Below are 23,121 nucleotides of genomic sequence, written 5' to 3' on the forward strand. Positions count from 1 at the left end.
TCCGCGACTGGTCCGTCAACTCCTTCGGCGCCCTCGCTCCGACCACGACTCGCGGCATATTCGTCACCGCCTCGTCTACCATCGGTAACGGCGCGCAAACAGGCGGCCTCACTATAAACGGCGGTGCTACCACGACGGGCAATGCGTATTTCGGGGGCAACGTCGGTATCGGTACAACGTCTCCGAGCCAAAAGCTCGATGTCAACGGCAGCATCGCTCTCTCTGGCATTCTCATTCACCGCTCGACGGGCGATCTCGATACTACGGGTTTCGCATACACTTCATGGCAGGATAGCTCTACGGGCAGTCTCCTCGAGCGCGGCTGGGTCGGTTATGGCGTCGGCGATTCGGGCGTCGATCTCTCTAACTCTGCGGGCGCGGTATACCTTCGTCCGGGTGGCTCTCGCACGCTCACTGCGCTTACGAACGGCAACATCGGCATCGGCACGACGACGCCGCAGAATGCGCTTTCCGTCGCGGGCACCGTGCAGGCGACTTCTGCGCTTACAGTCGACGCGATGACGGCGGGCAGTTCGAACGCCTCGCTTTTCCTTAACGGCTATCTTTCGGGCGTGAAGAAGCAGGCTCAGATATTCGCTAACTTCAACGGCGGATTGGTCATGTTGCCGAACGCTACCGATCCTACGGTCACTATCGGCGCATCATCTCCGAATAACGGCAACACCCTCGGCGTATCAGGCAAGGCCGCTATAGGATCGACCTTCTATAATGCTGCCGCGCCGACTAACGGCCTCATCGTCGAGGGTAGCGTCGGTCTGGGCACGTCATCGCCGACGATGACAGGCATTCCTCTTACGACTGACAGCGGCACGTCGAACTATGACATTGTCGTGAACTCGACGTCTGCGCGCGGCGCAGGTCTGGCGTTCCGTCAGAATGGGATAGACAAGGGCTTCATAGGCTCCGAAGGCAAATGGATCCCTACGGCTTCGCCCGCGAATATGGCCATTGCCGGAGGAGCGGGGTACGGCCTCTCGTTCTTCGTGAACGGCGCGGCTTCGCCGAGCGCGGTGCTCACATCGGTCGGCAACCTCGGCATAGGAACGACTACGCCTAACGCACCGCTTCAAGTCGCAGGAAGGATAAACTCGATCACAAGCGTCGCTCGCGGAACGAACGTCGAGTTCGTCGGCGCGGACGCTTCGAATCTCGCCGCTTTCCCGAGGGCTTTCTTCTACGGCCATAGCGGAAGCGCTATATCGAATTTCGGCCTCTATACGGCTTCGGGCGATGCTACGGGAGTTACCCAGACCCCTGCATTCATCGGAGTCTCCACGAATGCCGATGTCAAGCAGGCGTCGAGCAAGCAGCTCGCTCTGCTGGTAGACACGACAGCCGCGTCTATCTTCACCTTATCGGGAGAGAACGGCGGCGCGAATGGCGCGGTCGATCTGTATCTTGGCGGAGGATCGGCCAAGGCCGCGTCGGCCATGGTCGTTAAGACCACCGGCGAGGTAGGCATCGGCACCACGTCTCCGTTCGCGCGGCTCTCTCTCGGAGGCTCCGCCTATATCGGCGGCAATCTCACTGCCACGGGAACCCTGACCCTCGCTCCTCTCGCGACTGCGGCCGGCTCGTTCCTCGCCGTAGATCCGTCGGGCGCCGTTATAGCGACCGGCACCGCCGGGCTCTCTGGAACCTTCTTCCAGCAGAACGGCAATTCCTTCGGCGCCACCGCGGTCCTCGGAACGAACGATGCGCAGAGCCTCCAGCTGGAGACGAACAACAGCCCGAAGGTTACCGTAACCTCGACAGGGAATATCGGAGTCGGCTCCACTACGCCCACTGCCAAGCTCACAGTCACCAACGGCGGTAGCTCCACGGGCATAACCAACGTCCTTTCGGGAGCAGGCATCTTCACCAACGGCGGCGGAGGCAACCTCGGACTAGCCCTGGGCCACGATGCTACGGCTAATAGGCCTTTCATCCAGTCCGTCTCCGACACCACTGCCTTCTCTATGTCCATTAACCCGTACGGGGGCAACGTCGGCATAGGCACCACGTCTCCGTTCGCTCAGCTGTCAGTCTCGAATTCCACGTCCGCGGGTGTGGGTGCGTTCGTGAATGCGGGGTATTTCGATCGCAACGTCGACCAGAACTATGCGCTCACCGTTCGCAACACCAATCCGAACGGAACGGCGAACAATACGTTCGCCGGCTTTTCGGCGCAGGCTTTCGACTTCATCTCGAATAGGCTGGAGACCGCGCTCTTCGGCCTCCGATCGAAGACCAATAGCGCCGCGAACGGGGAGACGCTCATCTCCGCTCCGGCCAACATCGATTTCTACGTCAATCACGCGGGCACGAGCATCGATACGGCGGCTAATTACGGCAGCCTCGCGGCGACGATCCTCGCGAACGGTAACTTCGGTATCGGCACATCGTCACCGAACACGAAGCTTCAGGTCCGTGCGGGAACGGATATGAACTTCAAGGTCGATACCGCATTTAACCTTGCAGGCGCGGTAGTCATAAAGGCTACTAACGACGCAGATACCGCTCTTACCGCGATGGAAATCAGGACAAGCGCTCTCATCGCCGGTATGACAGGGAACGTCGGCATCGGCACGACGACGCCGGCGGCGAAGCTCGATATCTTTGGCGGTTCGGCCGCGATCGAATCAGGTGCTAATTTCGATACGCTCCGTCTCGGCACCCAGTCTGCCGGTAACGGATCCCTGGTCGAATCCCTTAATGCCGCGAGGACGAACTATGCGCCGTTCCAGTTCTTCGGGACATCGTTCGCGTATACGAACGGCTCCGCCACAAGGAATGACCTCACTATCAACTCCGCCGGCAACGTCGGTCTTGGCACTACGTCTCCTCAAACCAAGCTCGAGGTCTCTTCGGCTGTTTCAGGAAGCGGCGCGGACGGACCGGCTATCCGCATCACGAACGGCGCTCACGGCGGTCCGTCCGGAAACGGAAACCTCGTCGGCAGCCTCGACTTCTACTCCCTCGATCCGCAGGTGACGGGGCTCAAGGCGCAGATCAGGGCGGTGGGCGACGCCACGAGCAACTGGGGCCCGGGCGGCAACAGCGCTACGAACCTCTTCCTTGCGGGTTCGCTTTCGGGCACCCAGGCGACCGGCGTGACCATTAATTATGCCGGCAACGTCGGCGTAGGCACCACGACGCCTCTTACCAAGCTCGGCGTAAAGGGCAATGCCATTTTTTACGGCGACGGCACGACCGAAGACCCTCAACCGGATTCCGCAGGCCTCCGCGTCGGCTATAACACGGGCGGCGACTACGGCTTCGTGAACGCCGTCCAGTCGGGCACGGCTTCGAAGACCCTGGTCTTGAACAGGAACGGCGGCAACGTGACCGTCGGCACGACGTCGGCGCTTTCCAAGCTCGTCGTCAGCGCCGGGGGCGCGGGCAACGGAGGAACGCTCTCATTCGTCGATTTTCCTCTGCAATACAACGACGTCATCAGGGTCAATTCGACGGGAGGCTCGCTTACGGGCTGGAAGATACGATCTGCGGGCGGCGTCCAGGAGATGTTCGATCTCACCGATTCGTCGAATAACAGTCGATTCTTCGTGAACACGAACACAGGCAATGCCGGCATCGGCACCTCGACGCCCCAGGCACAGCTTCAGGTCTACGGCGCCGGACAGCTTACGTCTGCCCTGACCGATGCCGGAGCCCAGACCGGTGCCATCAATATCACCGGCGCAAGCAATTCGGCCGGCGCAGGCGGCGCGGTATTGTTCTCGGCTATAAATGACAGCGGCACGAACAAGCCGCAGGCGGCGATAAAGGGTCTCCTCGAGAACGGCAATGGAAACGGCCGCGGAGCCCTTGCTTTCAGCACCAGGGTAAACACTGGCGACACCGCCCTTACCGAGCAGGCTCGCTTCACGTCGGGCGGCAACTTCGGCATCGGAACGAGCTCGCCCTATACGAGGTTCGACGTGGTGAACGGCACTAACGAGCTCGTCTTCAACGACACGCTGAATTCGAGCGCGAATTATCTGACCGTCAAGGCTTCTTCAGGCTCGAATGGCCAGGCGGGCGTTAACTTGAGGATCGATACTACCAACCTATGGCAGCTCCTTACCGACAACAACGCCTCGAATCAGAACGCCTTCTTCATTCAGAACGGGAACAATCCGGCTACGCGATATTTCACGGTCTCGACCAATGGCAACGTCGGCATAGGCACCACTACGCCTTACGCAGCGTTGAGCATTAGTAGGAATCTCGCGAACGGAACGCTCAACGTGCTTGAGAGCATTAGTGGCGAGACGATGTCGACCGCGGTGTCGGGCAGCGCGATCGTGACGCGCTACGGCAACAACTCGAGCAACTTCGGAGCGATCGGAGGATATTCTAACGGAGCTCCCGGCATTGGCTTGTGGGGAAGCTCGGTCAGCGGCGCGCCGAGCGCGTACCTGGCGTCTACAGGCAACCTCGGCATCGGCACGACGACGCCTGCCACGCGCTTGGACGTATCTACTAATGACACGACCTCGACCGAAGTCCTGCGCCTCGAGACCAACGGCACGCAGGGCAGGCCGTACATAGGATTTTCGGCCAATGCCGCCGGATCGCTGGGCAAGATCGGCTATCTCAGCACTAATAGCGCGCGCTTGTCCGTCATGAACGCTGCAGATGACTACGTCTTTATAGGCAGGAACAATACGAACGACATTACGATCGCGCAGTCGACGGGCAACGTCGGCATCGGCACGACGACGCCCGTCTCCGGCCTTCAGGTCGTCACGGCTATGCCAAGCTCTCCTTCGGCGCCGGGAGTGCACATGGGAGGGAGCGGCTCCTTTTCAGGCATGCAGCTTTACGGCTCCGCGGGCGGATTCATAGATTTCAGCGACTCCGTCGAGGATTTCGATTATCGCATCATCGAGACGGGAGGGAGGTTCGATATTTCGACCGCGTCGCTTAACCCTGCCATTTCGATCGTTTCGAACGGCAATCTCGGCATCGGCACCACGACGCCGCAGGACAAGCTCCATGTCGGCAACGGCGGCGTGATCCGCCTCTCGACGTCGGGCGATACGACGTCGGGCTGTTTCCGCCAGAGCGGCGCAACGCTTCAATACTCGAACGACTGCGTATCGTACCAGAGCTTCTCGGCGGCGTCGGCGGGCGGCTGGACCGATGACGGCGCGGTCGTGCGATTGACCGCTTCTGCCGATAACGTAGGCATCGGCACGACCACGACCACTGCCAAGCTCACGGTCACCGATAACTCTGACCATCAGATCGACGTTTACGGAGCAGATGGAAGCGCTTCGGGCGCCGGCATCGACCTCATATCGAGAAGCGTCGCCGGCCGTGATTTCCTCCTCTATAGCACCGGCTCTGGAAGCTGTCCCGGCGCAGGGTATTTCGGCATTTACGACCGAACCTCCGGCGCGGGATGCAACGGCGGCTATCGATTCGTCATCAGCCCGACCGGCAACGTCGGCATCGGCACGAGCTCGCCTCGGTCCAAGCTCGAAGTCAATTCAACGTCGGGCGGCGCGACGCTCATCCTCGGCAGCTCGGATCTCGGATCGGATTCTCAGACCCTCGAATTCAGGTCTTCTTTCCCGGCTCTCCTCAATTCGAGCGACATCGTGTCGAGCATCGCCGGCGCGCCTGACCAGACGACCGGCGGACGCATCGTGTTCAATACCGCCCAGCTCGCATCCGGCGCGTTGAACGAGCGCATGAGGATCGACGCGGGCGGCGCCGTCATGATCGGCACCACGTCGCCGAGCGGCTCGTTCAACACCTCTCTGACGCTCCAGGTATCGCAGGTGGGCGACGGAGTCTCGGTCATAGGAAACACGACGGGCTCGGTATCGCCGCAGCTATCGCTCTATGACGTGAAGACGCAGAAGGCAGTTTTGGGCCTGGCCCTGCTCGCGACCCATTATTCGAGCATCTCCGTGCCGAACGACGTGGTTCTCCGGGCGTCCGGCTCGTCGTCGGGCGGAAACCTGATCCTGGCGACCCAGAACGCTACGGGAAGCCTTAAATTCTCGACCGGATCAGGCGGAAACGACAGCCTCAAGGCGATCATAACTAATGCTGGAAACCTGGGCATCGGCACGACCACCCCGCAGAATCTCCTCGATATATACGCGGCCATGGGCACTCCGGCTATCCGCCTGGAAGCGGCGGCATCGGGCAACCATACGTTTACCATCAACGGATCTATTCCGGGAGTAAGCAATACCGGCTTCGCTATCAGGGACGAGAGCGTGTCTGGCGGCACGGCGCGCCTCGTCATAGACGGATCGGGAAACGTCGGTATCGGTAGCACGACTCCGATGGGGAACCTCGTCGTCACCAATTCCGGCGCCTCCGCCGCGTCGATTTATATCGGCGACTTCAATAACTCGATAGCCAAGAATAACTCGCTGAAGATCGATACCGCCGGCGGCAACAATACGGCGAAGGTCGAATTCTACGAAGCGGGAAGTCCCCTCGGCGTCGCGACGCCGAATGCGGCGATCGGCGTGCTGACGTCGCAGGGCGCCCAGCTGATCTTCGAGACCAACGGATCAGAGAAGATGAGGCTCAATAGCGCCGGCAATCTCGGCATCGGGACCACGACGCCTCTCTCGACTCTCACGGTCTCGGGTTCCGCTTGTTTCTCCAAGGGCGCTGGAGTCGCGACGCTCGCGTGTGGTACCACTACGGGCAATCTCTACTACACCGCCGCGAACACCGGAAACTACGACGTCGCCGAAAACTATGCGGCTGAAGATATATCCATAGAGGCGGGCGATATCGTGTCTCTCGATCCGATCAACCCTTTGAAGCTCGTCAAGGCCGTGCAGGGCGGTTCCGGCATATTCGGAGCCGTTTCGACCGATCCGGGCATGACGCTCGGCGGCGCGGACCCTGCGATGGTAGGCGCATCAACGACGAGGCCGGTGGCGTTGTCGGGCCGCGTCCCGGTCAAGATCAACGGCGAGGCCGGAGCTATCGCCATCGGCGACCGCATCGCGGTCTCGTCCGAGCCGGGCATCGGCAAAAAGGCTGTGGGTTCGGAGGAGTCTGTCGGCACGGCCCTCGAATCCTGGAGCGGCGGGCCTTCCGATCACGGCACGATCAATGTCTTCGTGACAGCGAAACAGCATGTGAATCAGGATCAGTTCTCTATAGACGCGTCGGGCAATATCGGCATCGGCACGACTTCTCCGACGTACAAGCTCCAGGTCATGGGCGACATCGCCGCGACGTCGTTCGTGAATATCTCGACGCGCGACGCGAAGAAGGGAATCGAATACCTCGACGATGCGGCCAAGCTTTCGATGCTCGCGAAATTGCGCACGCTCGGCGTCGCGACGTACCGCTATAACCAGGAATCCGATTCCGCTCCGCTCCGCCTCGGCCTTATCGCCGAAGAGGCTCCTGCTGAAGTGTTGGCTGCGGGCGGAAAGGGGGTGGACGTATATAAGCTCTCGACCTTCATATTGGCGGGCGTTCAGGAGATGGCGAATAGGATGGACGATATCGATACCCGCGTGAACGCGAATACGGCGAATATCGCCCAGCTCCAGAGCGACGTGACCGCCGCTAATAACGCCATCGCTGATTTGGCGGCACGCATCGCTTCGGCGACGACGGGCACGACTTCGCAGGCGATCGCCTGGTCTTCGGGCGCGGGCACGGCTATGACGTCGTTCGAAGAGTCTCTCGTCTCATTCCTTTCGAATGCGGGCCTCAAGCTCCAGAACGGCATCGCATACATAGCGAATGCGGTCGTCGAGACCTTCACGGCGAATATCGCGTACATCAAGGATGCGACGATAGACTCGGCTTCCGTCGGCGCGCTGACCGTCGGTTCGGCCGAAAAGCGATCGGGCATCACGCTCTATGATCAGCTCACAGGCGATCCATATTGTCTCCAGATCGCGGGCGGCCAGACCCGTACCCAGCCGGGCGAATGCCCTCTGATCACGGCTTCGTCCACGCCTCCGGTCGAGGCTCCTGCGCCGGGCGTTTCGGGAAGCCTCGTGCCGTCCGGTTCTGACGCGGGATCTGGCGAGCCGCAGGCCGTTCAGCCGTCGTCGGTCAATGAAGGCACGACGACGGTCTCGACGCCGCCGATGACTGAAACCGCTACTTCGACGCCAGATGAGCCATCTGTGAACGACGCTACTTCGACTCCGGATCAGTCTGTGCCTGTCGTGACGGCGGCTGATAGCGGCGATGATGCAGACAATACGGCTTCGTCTACGACGCCGTAATTCTAGTGCTATACTTTATTCCATAACTCCATACGCATGTTCCAAAAGAAAAAAATCAGGGTCGCCATAAACGGATTCGGTAGGATCGGCCGAGCTTTTCTCAAAGTCGCGCGCGAAAGGGAAAACATCGAAGTCGTCGCGGTAAACGACCTGGGCGACATAAAGAACATGGCATATCTCCTCCAGTACGACACGGTCTATCGCAAATCTCCGTTCGAAGTCGAGCCGATCGAAGGGACCGACCCGTACCTCGTCGTCGGAATGCCCGACGGACGGCGCGCGAAGGTCATGTATTTAAGCGTCAAAGAGCCGTCCCAACTGCCGTGGGCAAAGATGAACATAGACGTCGTCGTCGAATCTACGGGCCTTTTCGTCACCTATGACAAGGCCAAGGCGCATCTCGACGCCGGAGCTCGCCGCGTGGTCATCACCGCTCCCGCAAAATCGAACGCTGACGGCACGGCTTCGTCCGCACAAGGCGAGACCGTCCTCATGGGCGTGAACGAAGAGAGGTTGAAGGTCTGTGCCATATCGTCGAACGCATCGTGCACGACGAATGCCGGATCGCCTCTGCTCGCGATCCTGGACGAAGCGATCGGCGTCGAGAAAGCCGTTTTGAATACTGTCCATGGATACACAGCCAGCCAAGGCATCGTCGACGGGCCGAATAGAAAAGACTGGCGCGAGGGCAGGGCAGCCGCCATGAACATCGTGCCGTCGTCTACGGGCGCGGCTATCGCCACTACTAAAGCGCTGACCCAGCTCTCGGGCAAATTCGACGGCATTTCTATCCGCGTTCCCGTCGTCGCCGGTTCGATCGTGGACATCACCTTCGTCTCAAAGCGGCCGACGACGGCCGAAGAGGTCAATGTCATTCTGAAAAAAGCGGCGCGTACGGCGCGCTGGGACAAAGTCTTCGCCGTCACCGAAGAAGAGCTCGTCTCGTCGGATATCCTCGGCAATCCGCACGCATCCATCGCCGACCTCAAATTCACCCGCGTCATCGGAGGCGATCTGGTGAAGGTCCTCGGATGGTACGATAACGAATGGGGGTATACGAATACGCTCGTCGAGCACGTCGTGAAGGCGGCCCAGGCGTAGGCGGCACGAAGCATATGAAAATCTTCCTCGCATCAGATCACGCCGGATTCGAGCTCAAGCGATACCTTGCCGAGCGGCTTTCGATAGCGGGGCATGAGGTGCGCGATCTGGGCGCTTCCAAATTCGAGCCGGGCGACGACTACCCGGATTTCATCTCTCTCGTCGCCAAAGAGATATCGCGCCATCCGTCCGACGCCAAGGGCATCGTCATCGGCGGCTCAGGGCAGGGCGAAGCGATATGCGCGAACAAGTTCTACGGCGTCCGCGCGGCCGTCTATTACGGCGGCAACATGGACATCGTGAAGCTCTCGCGCGAGCATAACGACGCTAACGTCCTATCGCTCGGCGCGAGGTTCGTTTCCGCGCCCGACGCGCTGAATGCGGTCACGCTCTGGCTCGAGACGCCCTTCTCCGGAGACGAGCGCCATAAGCGCCGCATCCAAAAGCTTTTCAATATCGCGCAGTAATCTTTATGGCAGAAATAATTCCCGCGATCCTTCCGAAGTCATATGAAGAGCTCGAAGAGAAGCTCGATATCGTCGCCGGCCACGTTCCGTCGGTACAGATAGACGTCTGCGACGGCGCGTACGTGCCGAGCCGCACCTGGCCATACCTGAAAGGCTCCGCAACGCAGGACGGATATCCGAGCGATCAGATATTCGCCGATATGGTGAGCCAGGAGAAAGCCTTGCCGCACTGGGACGAAATAGATTTCGAGTTCGATATCATGGCGCGCGGCGCATACGAGAAGATACCCGACTTCATATCTGCCGGCGCCGCGCGCCTCATCGTCCATAAAGCTTCCGTCTCCGACGAAGAGCTGGCGTCTATCATCAAAGACTTCGGCAAGCATTCCGAAGAGCTCGGGCCATTCGACGTCGAGCTCGGCATCGCGCTATCTATGGCGTCTAGCTCGTCCGGCGACGCGACCGCGACCGCCGCTTCGATCAAGGGCATCGCTGAAAACATCCACTTCGTACAGGTTATGGGCATATCCAAGATCGGCTACCAAGGCCAACCGCACGATCCGCGCTCGATCGAGCTCGTAAAGGCCCTTAAAACCGCATATCCGGCCCTTCCCGTGGCCGTTGACGGGGCGGTAAGCCTAGACACGGCTCCGCTTTTCATCGACGCCGGAGCGGATCGCCTGGTTGTGGGCAGCGCCCTATTCGATGCCGATGATTTTCTTGGTACACTAAAGGAGTTCCAGGCGCTTTAGCCTGACCCCTATGCCCCTTTCGCATCAAAAAATAAAGGAGATCGAGCTCAAAGCGAACGACATCCGCGAGTCGATCATCTCCATGCTCGTCGAAGCGGGCTCAGGGCACACGGCCGGGCCTCTCGGCATGGCGGATATTTTCGCCGCGCTCTATTTCCATGCACTTCGGCACGATCCGAAAAATCCTGCCTGGCCCGACCGCGACCGCGTCGTCCTATCGAACGGCCATATCTGCCCGGTGCTCTACGCCGCGATGGCCCATGCCGGATATTTTCCCGTCGACGAGCTGAAAACGCTCCGTAAGTTCGGCTCGCGTCTGCAGGGTCATCCGCACCGCGAATATCTGCCGATGCTCGAGACTTCGTCAGGACCGCTCGGCTCCGGCCTTTCGCAGGCGGTCGGCATAGCGTTGGCTGACAGGATAGACAACGGCAAGTCGTCATCGCGCCGCATCTATTGCCTTATGTCCGACGGCGAGCACGACGAAGGCAATACCTGGGAGGGGATCATGCTCGCGGGCAAGGAAAAGCTGAACAATCTGGTTGCCATCGTGGATAGGAATAATATCCAGATAGACGGATACACCGAGGACATCATGCCGCTCGAGCCTTTCGCCGATAAATACATCACGTTCAACTGGCACGTGATCGAGATAGACGGCCATGACGTCAGCGAGATTGCTCGCGCATTCGAAGAGGCCAAGACTATATTCGAAAAACCCGTCTGTATCGTCGCGCACACTATTCCGGGCAAAGGCGTCGCCGAATTCGAGCGCAAATACGAATGGCACGGCAAGCCGCCGAAAAAAGAGGAAGCTGAAATGGCTTTGCGCGAGCTTCGTACTCTGGAAGGGAAGATAAGAAGCGAGCACGAATAAATCTTATGATCTCCCGCTCCGAAAAGCTGAATCCGAAGGTCTTCGACGCAGGCGTCGAGCAGGCTCCGATCCGCAAGGGCTTCGGCGAAGGCCTTTTGGCCGCGGGCGAAAGAGACGAGCGCGTCGTCGGCCTCTGCGCCGATCTGACAGAGTCTACGCAGATGCACTTGTTCAAAGACAAATTCCCGAAACGCTTCGTCGAAGCCGGCGTCGCCGAGCAGAACCTGCCGACGGTCGCGTCCGGCATGGCGGCGATGGGGAAGATTCCCTTCGTCACGTCATATGCGATGTTCTCGCCGGGCAGGAATTGGGAGCAGATTCGCACGACCGTCGCATATAATGACCGGCCCGTCATCGTCGTCGGTTCCCATGCAGGCGTTTCCGTCGGTCCCGACGGCGGCACGCATCAGGCCATCGAAGACATGGCGCTCATGCGCGCCATGCCCAACATGATGGTCGTCTCGCCGTGCGATTCGATCGAAGCGAAGAAAGCCACGCTCGCTCTGGCGAAAGCAGGCAAGCCCGCATATATACGCCTGGCCCGCGAAAAGACTCCTATCATGACGACCGAAGAGACGTCATTTGAAATAGGGAAGGCGCGCATATTCTTCGAACCAGTGGCAGGAAAGCCTGACGCCGCCATTGTGGCTACAGGCGCTCTCGTTCATAAGGCTCTTCTCGCCGCAAAAGAATTGGAAAAAGAAAAGATCGGCGTTACGGTCGTGAACCTTGCGACCATAAAGCCTCTCGATGCAGAGACGGTCGTTCGCCTCGCTAGATCCGCAGGCGCGGTCGTTACGGTCGAAGAGCATCAGATCATGGGCGGCATGGGATCGGCCGTCGCCGAATGCCTGGCCGCGCATGCGCCGATGCCGATCGAATTCATCGGCGTGCACGACAGATTCGGCCAGTCCGGCAAGCCGGAAGAGCTGATCGAGCATTACGGCATGGGAGTCTCTCATATAAAAGAAGCCGTAAAAAAGGCTATTGCCCGCAAAAATCCCAGCCGCAACTAAACCCTTCTAACATGTTCGCAAACGCGCCGCTCCTCATCGCCGATATCTCGTACACGTTCTTTTTTCTCGTCACGACCATATTCGGCATCCTGGTCTATCTGAAGAGCTCGCGCAAAACGTCGCACGTGATGTTCCTTCTGCTCTGCCTCGCGGTCGGCATATACCAGGTCTCGTACGTCATAGGCACGGCGACGCCGGAAGGCGACGCGGCGAGGGCGATATTCAGCCTTTCTCTTTCCATCATATTCGTCGTAGCATTCACGATCCATTGGATAGCGGCGACGATAGAAAGGGAAAAGGAATACTTTCGCACCATAGTCGCGTTCTATGCGGCCGGGATCGCGCTTCTTGTCACATATCTGTTATATCCGGCTTCGTATCTGCTCGATTCCGTGCCGAAACTCTATTTTCCGAGCTATTACCAAGCCGGGCATCTGTTCTGGCTCCTCGTCGTCTATTTCGCCGCCGGTTTTTCGGTCGTCATCCGCATGCTGTTCAAGGCGTATCGCATGGCCGATGCGGCGCACAAGAACCGTCTCTCGTATTACATCGCCGCCATCCTGATCGGCTTTCCTCTGGGCGCGACAAGCTTTCTTTTGGCATACGACATTCCCTTCGATCCGATATATTCGATTCCGTTCAACTTCTTCATCGCGCCTCTGGCGTACGGAACCCTGCGCTATGACATCATGAATATCAGGGTCGCTGCGCGGAAGGCTCTCGCGTACGCGCTCTTCGTCTTCGGCACCGCATTGTTCATCGTTTCGGCATATGCGGGCCAAGGAGCTCTCACTGCCGCGTATCCGGCGCTTCCGAGCTGGATCGCGCCTCTCGCGTCTGCGCTCGTCATCGTCCTTTTTGCCGGATATGTCTGGGAGAGGATGCGCGACCTCGAGATATTGAAATATGAATTCATCACCGTCGTGACGCACAAGTTCAGGACGCCGTTGACCCGCATCAAATGGGCGGCGGAAGCGTTGCGAAAGAAGATCCAGGACGAGTCTATCGGCGAGATCGAGAGCGCGAACGAAAACCTGGTCGCGCTCACCGACATGCTCGTGAGCCTTCGAAATACTAATGAATCCACGTATTACTATGAATTCGAAGTCGTCGACATCGCCGAACTCATCCAGTCGGTTCTGGCGAACGTCAAACAGCGCATCGCCGATAAAAACATATCGCTGGCTCTCGATTGTCCGCCAAAGACGTTCTTTGCGAGCGCCGACAAGCGCCGCATGCTGTTCGCTTTGCAGATCATCGTGGATAATGCCATCACGTATACGCCTGCAAGCGGCAAGGTCTCCATAGCGGCTTCTCACGATAATTCGGACATATATCTGAATGTCGCCGACAGCGGCATCGGCATCGCCAAGGACGATGTTTCGAAGCTTTTCAATAAGTTCTGGCGCAGCAAGGAAGCCAAGGCCGCCGACACCGAAGGCATGGGCATCGGCCTCTTCATGGCTAAAGAGATATTCGAGCGCCACGACGGCGCCATATATGTCAGTTCGGAAGGCGTAGGGAAGGGCGCGACGTTCACTATCCGGTTGCCGCTCGTGAGGGAATGACTCAGTCCCCAGATTAGTCACATGTTATAAAGACCTGCAGCCATAGCCGCTCGGCCGTCGCGTAGTACAATGTCTCTACACTATGCAGCGCAAAGGAGATCACATCCGCATCCCGCCGCAGTCGCTCGAGGCCGAACAGGCGCTCCTCGGCTCCGTATGCCTGCGTCCTGAAGCGATCCACGACGTGAACGACATCGTCCGCGAAGACGACTTCTATTCGGACAAGCACCGCGTCATCTGGCGGGCCATGACGGAATTGATGCAGAAGGGCGAGCCGATAGACCTCCTCTCGCTCTCGACGCGTCTTAAAGACAAGGGCGAGCTCGACCGCGTCGGCGGCGCCTCGTACTTGTCAGAGCTCGTCCAATTGGTGCCGTCGGCATCGAATGCCCGCCATTACGCGCAGATCGTCCAAAAGAAGAGCATGATGCGCCGCCTCATCACCGCGGGCGAGAACATCACGAACCTGTCGTTCGAAGAGCGCGGCGAGCTCGAAGAGATCATAGACACCGCCGAGAAGCATCTCTTCGACGTCACCAATTCGGTCGGTTCGCACAAGTTCACCGAGCTCAAAGACACTCTCGGCGAAGCATGGGAGCGCCTCGAACGCCTTCACGGCTCGTCCGACGAGCTGCGCGGCGTGCCGACGGGCTTCAAGGCTCTCGACAATAAATTGTCCGGCTTTCAGAAATCAGACCTCATCATCCTCGCGGCGCGACCTTCGATGGGCAAGACGTCGCTCGCCCTCGATATCGCCCGCAAAGCCGCCGTCGAGCACAATATCCCGGTCGGCATATTCTCCTTGGAAATGAGCTCCCAACAGCTCGTAGACCGCATGCTCGCCGCCGAGGCCCGCGTGGACGCATGGAAACTGCGCACCGGCAAGAACCTTTCCATAGACAAAGACTTTACGAGTATCCGCGACGCCATGGCCAAGCTCGCCAAGGCTCCTATATTTATAGATGACCAGCCAGGCAACAATATATTGAAGATGCGCGCCATCGCCCGGCGCCTCAAATCAGAGAAATCCCTCGGCCTCATCATCGTGGACTATCTCCAGCTCATGACGCCGGTGCAGTCGATCAATTCCGACAACGTCGTCCAGCAGGTGACCGAGATATCGCGCGGCTTGAAAAACCTGGCCCGCGACCTCGACGTGCCCGTCATCGCATTGTCCCAGCTGAACCGCGCCGTCGAATCCCGCGGCGGCAAGCCGCGCCTCTCTGACCTCCGCGATTCCGGTTCGATCGAGCAGGACGCCGACGTCGTCATGTTCATCCATCGCGAGAAAGACGAGAGCGGGGAGCAGGCCCGATCGCGCGAGACCACTATCCTGATCGAAAAGCACCGAAACGGCCCGACCGGCGAAGTCGCTTTGGTCTTCGACTCCGACAAATCCACGTTCATGTCCGTCGAGAAGGCCGACTTCGGCGACTTCGTTCATGTTGATGGAGGCGGGACGTTCTAGCCTGATATAATAGGCGCACATGGACCACCTCAACCGCCTTCACGACCTGTTCAAGCAATTTCCCGGCATCGGCCCGCGGCAGGCCAAGCGCTTTGTGTATTTCCTGCTCGCTACGTCCGAAGGCTATCGTTCTGCTCTTGCCAAAGAGATCACTGAATTGGCAGCGCGCGTGACGGTATGTACCTCGTGCTATCGTTTCTTCGATCATAAGAACATCCATCAGACCGACCGCCTATGCGCCGTATGCCGCGACGGCTCTCGCGACAAGGAGTCCCTCATGATCGTAGCCAAAGACGTCGATCTGGATGCGATAGAGAAGAGCAAGGTCTATCAGGGCTATTATTTCGTGCTCGGCAATACGCTTTCGCTCGTCGAAAAAGACCCTGAATCGAAGATCCGCACGAAAGAATTGATTTTGGCGGTCGAACGCCGCGTAAAAGCAGGGTTGAAAGAAGTCATTCTGGCGTTATCCTTGAACAGCGAAGGCGAAAATACGCGCGAATTCGTCGAAAATTACATCGCGCCGATCGTGAACGCGCATAAATTGAAAGTCTCTATCCTGGGGCGCGGTCTTTCGACCGGTACCGAATTAGAATATTCCGATGCCGAGACCATTAAAAACGCTCTTATCGGGCGCAAGCAGGAGACCTTGATATAGTTTAGGTCAAACTATCGTTTAGACACCTTCTGTCCCTCCGGGGTATCCTTCACTTCATATCCAAGCTTCGCGATCTCGTCGCGCAGGGCGTCTGACTTTGCCCAGTCTTTTGCTGTGCGGGCGGCGGCGCGTTCGTTCGCTAGTCTTTCGACGTCGGCAGGCAATGCCGTTCCTTCCGTCGCCGTCTCATCGCGCATGATACCCAAAAGAGAGTCTATTTTTGCCAGGGTGGCCTTCTTGTCGGCAGGAGAGAGCTTGTCGTCCTTCAGCGCGTCCCAGCACAGCGCGAGCGCTTTCGGCGTATCCAGATCGTCAGCCACGAATGCGACCGCTCGATTCCAATATTCGTTCGAAGCCCGGCCTCCCTCCGGCAATTCATGAAGAGCCGTCTGTAATCGCCCGTACGCTGTCGCGGCCGCCGCCAGCGCATCCCACGTAAAATTCATCGGCGTCGAGTATCGCGCGCCGAGCAAAAAATATCGGTATGCCATCGGCGAATATCCGCGCTCTGCGAGCGTCTGCAGGGTGATGAAATTGCCTTCGGACTTCGCCATCTTGCCTCCGTCTATATTCACGAATGCCGAATGCATCCAGACGCGCGCGAATTCATGGCCGGTCGCCGCTTCCGACTGCGCGATCTCGTTGTTGTGATGGACCGGGATATGGTCGATGCCGCCCGTATGGATATCTACCGGGGTACCAAGCAGGGAAGCCGCCATCGCCGAGCATTCGATGTGCCAGCCGGGGAATCCGACGCCCCACGGAGATTTCCATTCCATATCTCGTTTGCCGGCACTCTCTGTGCCTGCCCTCAGGGAGAATTTCCATAGGGCAAAATCCGTCGCATTCTTCTTCTCTTCGTTCACGCCGATGCGCTCGCCTTCGCGGAGGCCTTTCACGTCCACTTTGCCGAGCTTGCCGTAGCCGGAAAACCTGAATGTATCGAAATATATGCCGTCGGACGTGCGATAGGTGAATCCTTTGCGCTCGAGCGTCTTCACCAATGCGATCTGCTCTTTGATGAAATCGGTCGCCCGCGGGAATTTCGTCCCGCTCACATCTACGTTCAATGCTGCGAGATCGCCGAAGAACGCATCGGTATAGAATTTCGCGATATCCCATGCGGATTTGTGCTCGCGCGCCTTCGCTTTCTCCATTTTGTCTTCGCCCGTGTCGGCGTCACTTGTCAGATGGCCGACGTCGGTGATGTTGATGACCTGCTTCACGCTGTATCCCGACGCTTTGAAAAGCCTTTTCAGCGTATCGGCGAATACGTATGCGCGCAGGTTGCCGATATGGGCATAGTTATAGACCGTCGGCCCGCAATGGTACATGCCGACCAGAGGCTTTCCGAGCCCCCACAAAGCCCTTTTGGAGGCCTTAAACGCCTCTTTACGGCCCGTCATGGTATTGGTCAGGTGAATCTCGGTCATAGATTAGAGCCACTTCTTATGAGCCAATACGGCCGCGAATCCGATGCCGAGGGCGGCGATCAGGCCGGTGAATATCCAGAAGTCGTTCGGCATGCCGATGATAGGAGAATGCTTGAAATCCACTTCGAACAAAGCGATGACGATGCCGATGAGCGACATGATGAATGTGATGCCCGTAAGCGTCATGATGCTCTTGTTCTGCTTGGTCTCCATGAGCGAATCGTTCGTCTGGCGCAATTCGCGGAGCGATTCATAGAGGCTTTGGACGGTCTTCACGACCTTGAGGCATTCGCTCTGCGTCGCCTCGACGTAATGAGCGAACTCGGCGCCGAAGAAAGACTTGGCGGCGGCATCGAACGACCGCAGGACCTCTTCGTGGAGCGCCGTCACGTGCTTGAACGCCAGCAATTCCCGCGACGTATTCGAAAGCTCGAATACCATGGCGCGCTCCTCGCCGCCGAACGTCTTTTTCTCTATCTCTTCGAGAGCGTCACGCACCGATTCCAATTCGTCAGAAAGGGAATGGTAGAACTCGCGCATCATGTAATAGAACATGTAGCCCGCATGCTCGCCGATCAGGCCGTTCCGGTCCAGAACCGAATTGACTTCGAACATCTTGGCGAATTTATGGAGAGGGTCGATGCCGTCGTATCGCGCCGTGACGATGTAGTCCTTGCCGATGATGAAATCGATCTCCTGGCTCGTCTCTTTGTGCGAATGCTTCCAGGCAGGGAAGTGGAGGATCAGATAGATGAAGTCGGGATAGCGGTCCACTTTCGACCGCGTCGTCGGGAGAAGGAGCTCTTCGGCCGCCAGAGGATGTATATCGTACTTCTGCATGAGGTCGCGGACCTCGTCTCGGGTCGGATTCTCCAGGTCAACCCACGAGACCTTCTTGTACGTATAGGTATTAACCATGCGATTAATGATACCATGCTATAATCTCCGCCATGAACCAATCCAAGAAGCTTTCGCTCGCCTCGATATTCCTTACTGCCGTCGTCATCGCCTTCTTTTTCGGATGGAGAGAGGGAAGCGTATCTCTGAATCACGAATCGCTTGTCACCGAGCTTTCTAACAAGGACGAGGCCAAGCCTTCGAGCGTAGACTTCGCTCCGTTCTGGAAAGCCTGGAATATCATCAATGAAAAGTACGCGGGTACTTCGACTTCGGACCAGGACAGGGTCTACGGCGCCATCGAAGGCATGACGGCGTCGCTCGGCGATCCATATACCGTATTCTTCCCGCCGGCAGAGTCGCAGATGTTCGCGTCCGAGATCGCGGGCAAATTCGAGGGCGTCGGCATGGAAGTCGGCATTAGGAACGGGCATCTGGCCGTCGTCGCCCCGATCAAAGACTCTCCCGCAGAGAAGGCGGGGGTAAAGGCAGGCGACTTCATCTTGAAGATCAACGACGAGATCGCCACCGATATGACGACCGACAGGGCGGTGAGCCTCATCCGCGGCAAGGCCGGCACCCAGGTGCATCTGACCCTCGGCCGCGAAGGCGTCAAGAATCCTATAGACGTCACCATCACGAGGGCGAAGATAGACATGCCGACCGTCAGGACCGATACCAAGGACGAGACCGCGTCAGCGGGCGGCTCGAACGGCGGCACGGGCCTGCGCAAAGACGGCATATTCGTCATATCGCTCTATAGCTTCAGCGAAGACTCCGCATACCTCTTCAGGAACGCTCTCAAGGAATTCGTAGACTCCGGCTCGCACAAATTGATCATCGACCTCCGCGGCAATCCGGGCGGATATCTCGACGCGGCCATAGACATGGCGTCGTGGTTCCTTCCGTCAGGCAAAGTTGTCGTGCGCGAAGAGTTCGGCAGGGGCCAGGAAGAATCGGTCTACAGGAGCAAGGGCTACAATATATTCACCGACAGATTGAAGCTCGTCATCCTGGTCGACGGCGGCTCTGCGTCGGCTTCGGAGATCCTTTCCGGCGCCCTGTCTGAAAACGGAAAGGCGACATTGGTCGGAACTAAGACCTTCGGCAAGGGCTCCGTCCAGGAATTGGTCAACCTCACCCCTGACACGTCGCTCAAGGTCACCATCGCTAAATGGCTTACCCCGAACGGCAATTCGATATCCAAGCTCGGCATCACCCCCGACTATGTCGTAGAGCTCACCGATGCCGATATCAAGGCCAACCGCGACCCGCAGATGGACAAAGCCGTCGAGTTGCTTTCGAAGGAGCCATAGGCTAACATCAAAGACCTAATACCAAACACAGCACGCATATGAAGATAGTACTCACCAAAGACGTAAAGGGCGTAGGGAAGAAGCACGACGTGAAGACCGTCGCCGACGGCTTCGCGTTGAACAGCCTCATTCCGCAGGGCGTAGCAGAAGTCGCGACTGCCGGCGTCATGAAGCGCGTCGAGCTCGTCAAAAAGCAGGAAGCAGCGGAGAAAAAGGTCAAGGAAGACCTTCTCGCCAAAAACCTCAAGTCCATCCACGACCAGGTCGTCGAAGTCGCCCTCGAGGCGAACGACAAGGGCCATCTCTTCGCCGGCCTTCATGCCGCCGAGATCGCTCCTTTGGTCAAAGAGAAGACCGGCGTAGATATCCTCCCTGAATTCATCGTCCTCGATAAGCCTATCAAGGCGGTAGGGGAGCACGCCGTAGACATCAAAGTGCAGGGCAAATCAGCGACGTTCACATTGAAGGTCAGCGCGAAATAGGCCCCCGCATACAAATAAAAACACCCCGCCAAGCCCTGGGGTGTTTTTATTTGTATGCGGGGGCCTCTCCCGGCTACTGAACGTGAACGACGTTCTTAACCTTCGTCCTGCCGTTGAAGCCGAGCATGCGCTTCGTGGAGTTCTTGATCCTGCCTTCGGCGGTAGCGTAGATAGTGTAGTCCTTGCCGAGGGCCGTATTCTTGCCCGGAAGGGTATTGAGGCCCTCCTGGCGGATGATGATAGAGCCTACTTTAGCGACTTCGCCCGCGTAGAGCTTCACGCCGAGGTAGCGCGGGTTTGAATCGCGCCCGTTTTTTGTCGTTCCGGCTGATTTCTTTGTTGCCATGGCTAAACTGGGATGTATTTACTAAGGCCATAAATATAGCCCAAGACCCCTTTTTAGTCAATACTAGGCCTAAAACAGGCCCGTCTTTCATGCTTGACAATCAGGTTTAGAGGTGCTATAATAGACCTACATCAGAGTTCACCTCTGGTGATTTGTTTTTAAGGCTCTGCTTTCAAAGGCGCAAGCCGATAAGGCACTGAATTAAAGACTTTGAACCTAAACAACTTATGATCGAGCTTACGACCAGCCTCCTCATGCTCGCTACCGCTTTCGTCTCGACGGGCGGCACGGCACCGGAAGCAACTACGACCGCTTCGATCGAACGACCTCTCTCTACGCTCTCTACCGAAGCCTACGTCCGCGATTACTTCAAGGATACGCCTATACTGGCCGAAGTCGCGCGCTGCGAATCGACCTTCAGGCAGTTCGGCTCGGACGGCAACGTCATCAGGGGTAAGGTGAACAAAGACGACGTCGGCGTGATGCAGATCAACACCTATTATCACGAAGACACCGCCGAATCCCTCGGCCTCGACATCTACACCATTGACGGCAACCTTGCCTACGGCAAGCACCTCTACGAGAAGTTCGGCCTCGATCCATGGAAGAGCTCCTCGAAGTGCTGGAAGAAGTACCAGAAGGAGATCGCTCGAAGCTAAGCGGCAAAACAGAAGCCCGCATATCCGATAAAGGATGTGCGGGCTTTTGGCTATCAGGGCCTTGTCGCCATCACGATGAAGTGATTGACCAGGCCCTGGCATTCGTGAGCGTATTTCATCTCCCTCTGTTCGCGGACGTCGACGATACGGAGGCTCGCAAGCCGCCGCTCGACGTCCACTCTCGAAGAGAAGGCGAGGTCAGACCAGAATTTCTTCACGAAATGGTCCGTCCCGATGAAGGTCGCGGCGAATACGCCGCCTGGAGCCAACGATCCGATGATGCGCCCGACGAGACTATCGAAGCCTTCGGTTCCATGGTACTGGAGCGAATGCTGAGCGAAGATCAGGTCGTATGGGCCGTCATCGAAACCGAAATCGCGGAAGAGGACCGGCTGGAGCATGAATCGGCCGAGGAACTCGTTCGCTAGAGCGGACGCATACGGCCTTACGGCCGTAGACGCGTCTACGGCGGTGACCGTGTCGGCGCCGTTCTCGAGGAAGAACCGGGCATCGGCGCAGGATCCAGGACCCAGCTCCAGAACGTGCGGGCACGGGCGCGTCCGCTTCGACAGGGCGAGGGAAGACCTGGCCAGGTCGGACGGAGGCTTGTTCCTGGTATTCCGGCAGTAGAGATGCCAATCTATGGACTCCGTCGGAGCCTTAGGAGCGGTCAGAGTATTCATAGGCAGAAGAGGTTGTGGGGAGCTTTGAGGTTTCTAGACAAACTCTACACGAAGCGTGCCTTTATACAAGGCAGGGGGAATCTATATAGCCATGTCGCACAATATATCTTTTCGGCAATATGTATACAAATAAAGGATTCTTCGAGAATCTCGCTATGAGAACTGAACGGGCCTCTTCCATGCCCTATAGAGTTCGTTTAGATAGCTAAAGTTGTCGCCCTGGTTTACAAAAGCAAAAAGAGCAAAAGCATTCTCCTCTATCGTCTCTACCATGAGGTTTTTAATCGACTCCATTGCGGCAATATCGCGAAGATTGTATGTGATGACGTTTATGGAGAATTCTTCTAATGCGTTAAGCAGCTCGAGCTGGTGCGAGGCAACCTCTCTGTATACGCTCCTTTCCTTTCTATAGTGCTCGTAAGCTGACATGAAAGCCGTGTCTGATCTCAAGGCGGCAAAACCCTCTACGCTAAAATCATACGCCGTTTTGGGCGTTATGTTACAGATAAGCGTCCTGCCGCCGGTACGAAGGGCGACTTCGAGATCGTTTGAGGTCCCTATGACCACTTCTCGATAGAATCTGATTTGAGACATAGCCATCTCAATCGTCTCTCGCGCTTTCCTTTGGGCGATGTCTTTATGCGTCATGAATACCTGGCTGAGACCTATGACGGCGCTGATCGCGATGAACGCATGAGAAAGAGACGCTACGATTTCCCATTCGATGTGCGAGCTTATGGCCGCGCCAAGCAGGATACCCGCTATCAGGGTGCAAAAAAGTCCAATTATTGTCTGAATAGTCGGTTCGACGTTCTGCATTTTTGTGAAAGTTACTGTCCCAACGGTTGATATCCCTGATCGCCTGCATTCATCAGACGTTGTCCGGCGCTCTGCAATTCGGTCGGAGCGCCCGCGTCTATGCGGCCCAGGTTATGCAAAAAGGCCTGCCAGAGGATGCCGAGGAAGATGTTGTTATAAAGATACAGGAGCGGTCCCTTTATATAGTTCCAGACGGTCGTAATGCCGCCCCATGCGTAATGGAGGTTGTTCTGGGTCAGCGGAGCGTCGATGATAGCGCGCAGATCGTAGCCGAAAAAGCTCAAAACGATGATCACGATGAGCGCAAGGATGACGTACTTGATCATGGCTAAATTATATCAC

General features: G+C 57.7%; 18 protein-coding genes. 12 read left to right on the forward strand and 6 right to left on the reverse strand.

The window, feature by feature from the left end; genetic code table 11:
- The 9 genes from VHE10_00005 to VHE10_00045 all read left to right on the forward strand — a co-directional run.
- Positions 1 to 8,237, forward strand: an 8,237-nt coding sequence (locus VHE10_00005; protein HVU06171.1) for a hypothetical protein, incomplete at its 5' end; no start/stop codon positions are given.
- A gap of 36 nt (positions 8,238 to 8,273) precedes the next feature.
- Positions 8,274 to 9,338 (forward strand): glyceraldehyde 3-phosphate dehydrogenase NAD-binding domain-containing protein, encoded by a 1,065-nt coding sequence (locus tag VHE10_00010; protein ID HVU06172.1) that lies wholly within the window; start codon positions 8,274 to 8,276, stop codon positions 9,336 to 9,338.
- Between the two features lie 14 nt (positions 9,339 to 9,352).
- Positions 9,353 to 9,805 (forward strand): RpiB/LacA/LacB family sugar-phosphate isomerase, encoded by a 453-nt coding sequence (locus tag VHE10_00015; protein ID HVU06173.1) that lies wholly within the window; start codon positions 9,353 to 9,355, stop codon positions 9,803 to 9,805.
- A 5-nt stretch (positions 9,806 to 9,810) separates the two neighbouring features.
- The gene (locus tag VHE10_00020) at positions 9,811 to 10,557 is read left to right on the forward strand and encodes a hypothetical protein (GenBank protein ID HVU06174.1); all 747 of its coding nucleotides are present in this window, start codon (positions 9,811 to 9,813) and stop codon (positions 10,555 to 10,557) included.
- A gap of 10 nt (positions 10,558 to 10,567) precedes the next feature.
- Positions 10,568 to 11,434, forward strand: coding sequence for a transketolase (locus VHE10_00025; GenBank protein ID HVU06175.1), 867 nt, complete (start codon positions 10,568 to 10,570; stop codon positions 11,432 to 11,434).
- 5 nt (positions 11,435 to 11,439) lie between these two features.
- Positions 11,440 to 12,450 (forward strand): transketolase C-terminal domain-containing protein, encoded by a 1,011-nt coding sequence (locus tag VHE10_00030; protein HVU06176.1) that lies wholly within the window; start codon positions 11,440 to 11,442, stop codon positions 12,448 to 12,450.
- Between the two features lie 11 nt (positions 12,451 to 12,461).
- The gene (locus tag VHE10_00035; GenBank protein ID HVU06177.1) at positions 12,462 to 14,018 is read left to right on the forward strand and encodes an ATP-binding protein; all 1,557 of its coding nucleotides are present in this window, start codon (positions 12,462 to 12,464) and stop codon (positions 14,016 to 14,018) included.
- A gap of 82 nt (positions 14,019 to 14,100) precedes the next feature.
- The gene (dnaB, locus tag VHE10_00040) at positions 14,101 to 15,486 is read left to right on the forward strand and encodes a replicative DNA helicase (protein ID HVU06178.1); all 1,386 of its coding nucleotides are present in this window, start codon (positions 14,101 to 14,103) and stop codon (positions 15,484 to 15,486) included.
- A 19-nt stretch (positions 15,487 to 15,505) separates the two neighbouring features.
- Positions 15,506 to 16,144 (forward strand): toprim domain-containing protein, encoded by a 639-nt coding sequence (locus VHE10_00045; protein ID HVU06179.1) that lies wholly within the window; start codon positions 15,506 to 15,508, stop codon positions 16,142 to 16,144.
- Between the two features lie 11 nt (positions 16,145 to 16,155).
- On the opposite strand, the gene cysS is transcribed toward VHE10_00045, so the two are convergent.
- Together cysS and VHE10_00055 are read right to left on the reverse strand one after the other, a co-directional pair.
- Positions 16,156 to 17,577: a cysteine--tRNA ligase gene (gene cysS, locus VHE10_00050; GenBank protein HVU06180.1), complete on the reverse strand. Its 1,422-nt coding sequence runs from the start codon at positions 17,575 to 17,577 to the stop codon at positions 16,156 to 16,158.
- A gap of 3 nt (positions 17,578 to 17,580) precedes the next feature.
- Positions 17,581 to 18,495 (reverse strand): magnesium transporter CorA family protein, encoded by a 915-nt coding sequence (locus tag VHE10_00055; protein ID HVU06181.1) that lies wholly within the window; start codon positions 18,493 to 18,495, stop codon positions 17,581 to 17,583.
- Between the two features lie 32 nt (positions 18,496 to 18,527).
- On the opposite strand from VHE10_00055, the gene VHE10_00060 reads away from it, so the two are divergent.
- Both VHE10_00060 and rplI read left to right on the forward strand, forming a co-directional pair.
- Complete coding sequence (locus tag VHE10_00060; GenBank protein HVU06182.1) at positions 18,528 to 19,790, forward strand: S41 family peptidase; 1,263 nt, start codon at positions 18,528 to 18,530, stop codon at positions 19,788 to 19,790.
- Between the two features lie 38 nt (positions 19,791 to 19,828).
- Positions 19,829 to 20,272 (forward strand): 50S ribosomal protein L9, encoded by a 444-nt coding sequence (gene rplI, locus VHE10_00065; protein HVU06183.1) that lies wholly within the window; start codon positions 19,829 to 19,831, stop codon positions 20,270 to 20,272.
- Positions 20,273 to 20,345: 73 nt separating this feature from the next.
- On the opposite strand, the gene VHE10_00070 is transcribed toward rplI, so the two are convergent.
- Positions 20,346 to 20,618: a 50S ribosomal protein L27 gene (locus VHE10_00070; GenBank protein ID HVU06184.1), complete on the reverse strand. Its 273-nt coding sequence runs from the start codon at positions 20,616 to 20,618 to the stop codon at positions 20,346 to 20,348.
- Positions 20,619 to 20,845: 227 nt separating this feature from the next.
- Here VHE10_00070 and VHE10_00075 point away from each other — a divergent pair, with 227 nt between their 5' ends.
- A complete protein-coding gene (locus tag VHE10_00075) occupies positions 20,846 to 21,277 on the forward strand; it encodes a hypothetical protein (protein ID HVU06185.1) in 432 nt (143 codons plus the stop codon).
- 53 nt (positions 21,278 to 21,330) lie between these two features.
- Here the strand turns inward: VHE10_00075 and VHE10_00080 are convergent, their stop codons facing one another.
- The 3 genes from VHE10_00080 to VHE10_00090 form a co-directional block, all read right to left on the reverse strand.
- Positions 21,331 to 21,960 carry a class I SAM-dependent methyltransferase gene (locus VHE10_00080; protein ID HVU06186.1) on the reverse strand — a complete coding sequence of 210 codons (630 nt, stop codon included), beginning with the start codon at positions 21,958 to 21,960 and terminating at the stop codon, positions 21,331 to 21,333.
- Positions 21,961 to 22,113: 153 nt separating this feature from the next.
- Positions 22,114 to 22,779: a hypothetical protein gene (locus VHE10_00085; GenBank protein HVU06187.1), complete on the reverse strand. Its 666-nt coding sequence runs from the start codon at positions 22,777 to 22,779 to the stop codon at positions 22,114 to 22,116.
- An 11-nt stretch (positions 22,780 to 22,790) separates the two neighbouring features.
- A complete protein-coding gene (locus VHE10_00090) occupies positions 22,791 to 23,105 on the reverse strand; it encodes a hypothetical protein (GenBank protein ID HVU06188.1) in 315 nt (104 codons plus the stop codon).
- Positions 23,106 to 23,121: the final 16 nt, after the last annotated feature.

This window comes from Candidatus Paceibacterota bacterium, from assembly GCA_035546035.1.
In the GTDB taxonomy this organism is placed as follows: domain Bacteria; phylum Patescibacteriota; class Minisyncoccia; order Phycocordibacterales; family UBA6065; genus UBA6065.

Bases quoted from the DNA above. Each gene is read 5' to 3' on its own strand.
- VHE10_00020 (HVU06174.1), top strand. From the start codon at position 9,811: ATGGCAGAAATAATTCCCGCGATCCTTCCGAAGTCATATGAAGAGCTC.
- VHE10_00010 (HVU06172.1), top strand. From the start codon at position 8,274: ATGTTCCAAAAGAAAAAAATCAGGGTCGCCATAAACGGATTCGGTAGG.
- VHE10_00045 (HVU06179.1), top strand. From the start codon at position 15,506: ATGGACCACCTCAACCGCCTTCACGACCTGTTCAAGCAATTTCCCGGC.
- VHE10_00035 (HVU06177.1), top strand. From the start codon at position 12,462: ATGTTCGCAAACGCGCCGCTCCTCATCGCCGATATCTCGTACACGTTC.
- dnaB (HVU06178.1), top strand. From the start codon at position 14,101: ATGCAGCGCAAAGGAGATCACATCCGCATCCCGCCGCAGTCGCTCGAG.
- VHE10_00015 (HVU06173.1), top strand. From the start codon at position 9,353: ATGAAAATCTTCCTCGCATCAGATCACGCCGGATTCGAGCTCAAGCGA.
- VHE10_00025 (HVU06175.1), top strand. From the start codon at position 10,568: ATGCCCCTTTCGCATCAAAAAATAAAGGAGATCGAGCTCAAAGCGAAC.
- VHE10_00060 (HVU06182.1), top strand. From the start codon at position 18,528: ATGAACCAATCCAAGAAGCTTTCGCTCGCCTCGATATTCCTTACTGCC.
- rplI (HVU06183.1), top strand. From the start codon at position 19,829: ATGAAGATAGTACTCACCAAAGACGTAAAGGGCGTAGGGAAGAAGCAC.
- VHE10_00085 (HVU06187.1), bottom strand. From the start codon at position 22,779: ATGCAGAACGTCGAACCGACTATTCAGACAATAATTGGACTTTTTTGC.
- VHE10_00075 (HVU06185.1), top strand. From the start codon at position 20,846: ATGATCGAGCTTACGACCAGCCTCCTCATGCTCGCTACCGCTTTCGTC.
- VHE10_00030 (HVU06176.1), top strand. From the start codon at position 11,440: ATGATCTCCCGCTCCGAAAAGCTGAATCCGAAGGTCTTCGACGCAGGC.
- VHE10_00055 (HVU06181.1), bottom strand. From the start codon at position 18,495: ATGGTTAATACCTATACGTACAAGAAGGTCTCGTGGGTTGACCTGGAG.
- cysS (HVU06180.1), bottom strand. From the start codon at position 17,577: ATGACCGAGATTCACCTGACCAATACCATGACGGGCCGTAAAGAGGCG.
- VHE10_00090 (HVU06188.1), bottom strand. From the start codon at position 23,105: ATGATCAAGTACGTCATCCTTGCGCTCATCGTGATCATCGTTTTGAGC.
- VHE10_00080 (HVU06186.1), bottom strand. From the start codon at position 21,960: ATGAATACTCTGACCGCTCCTAAGGCTCCGACGGAGTCCATAGATTGG.
- VHE10_00070 (HVU06184.1), bottom strand. From the start codon at position 20,618: ATGGCAACAAAGAAATCAGCCGGAACGACAAAAAACGGGCGCGATTCA.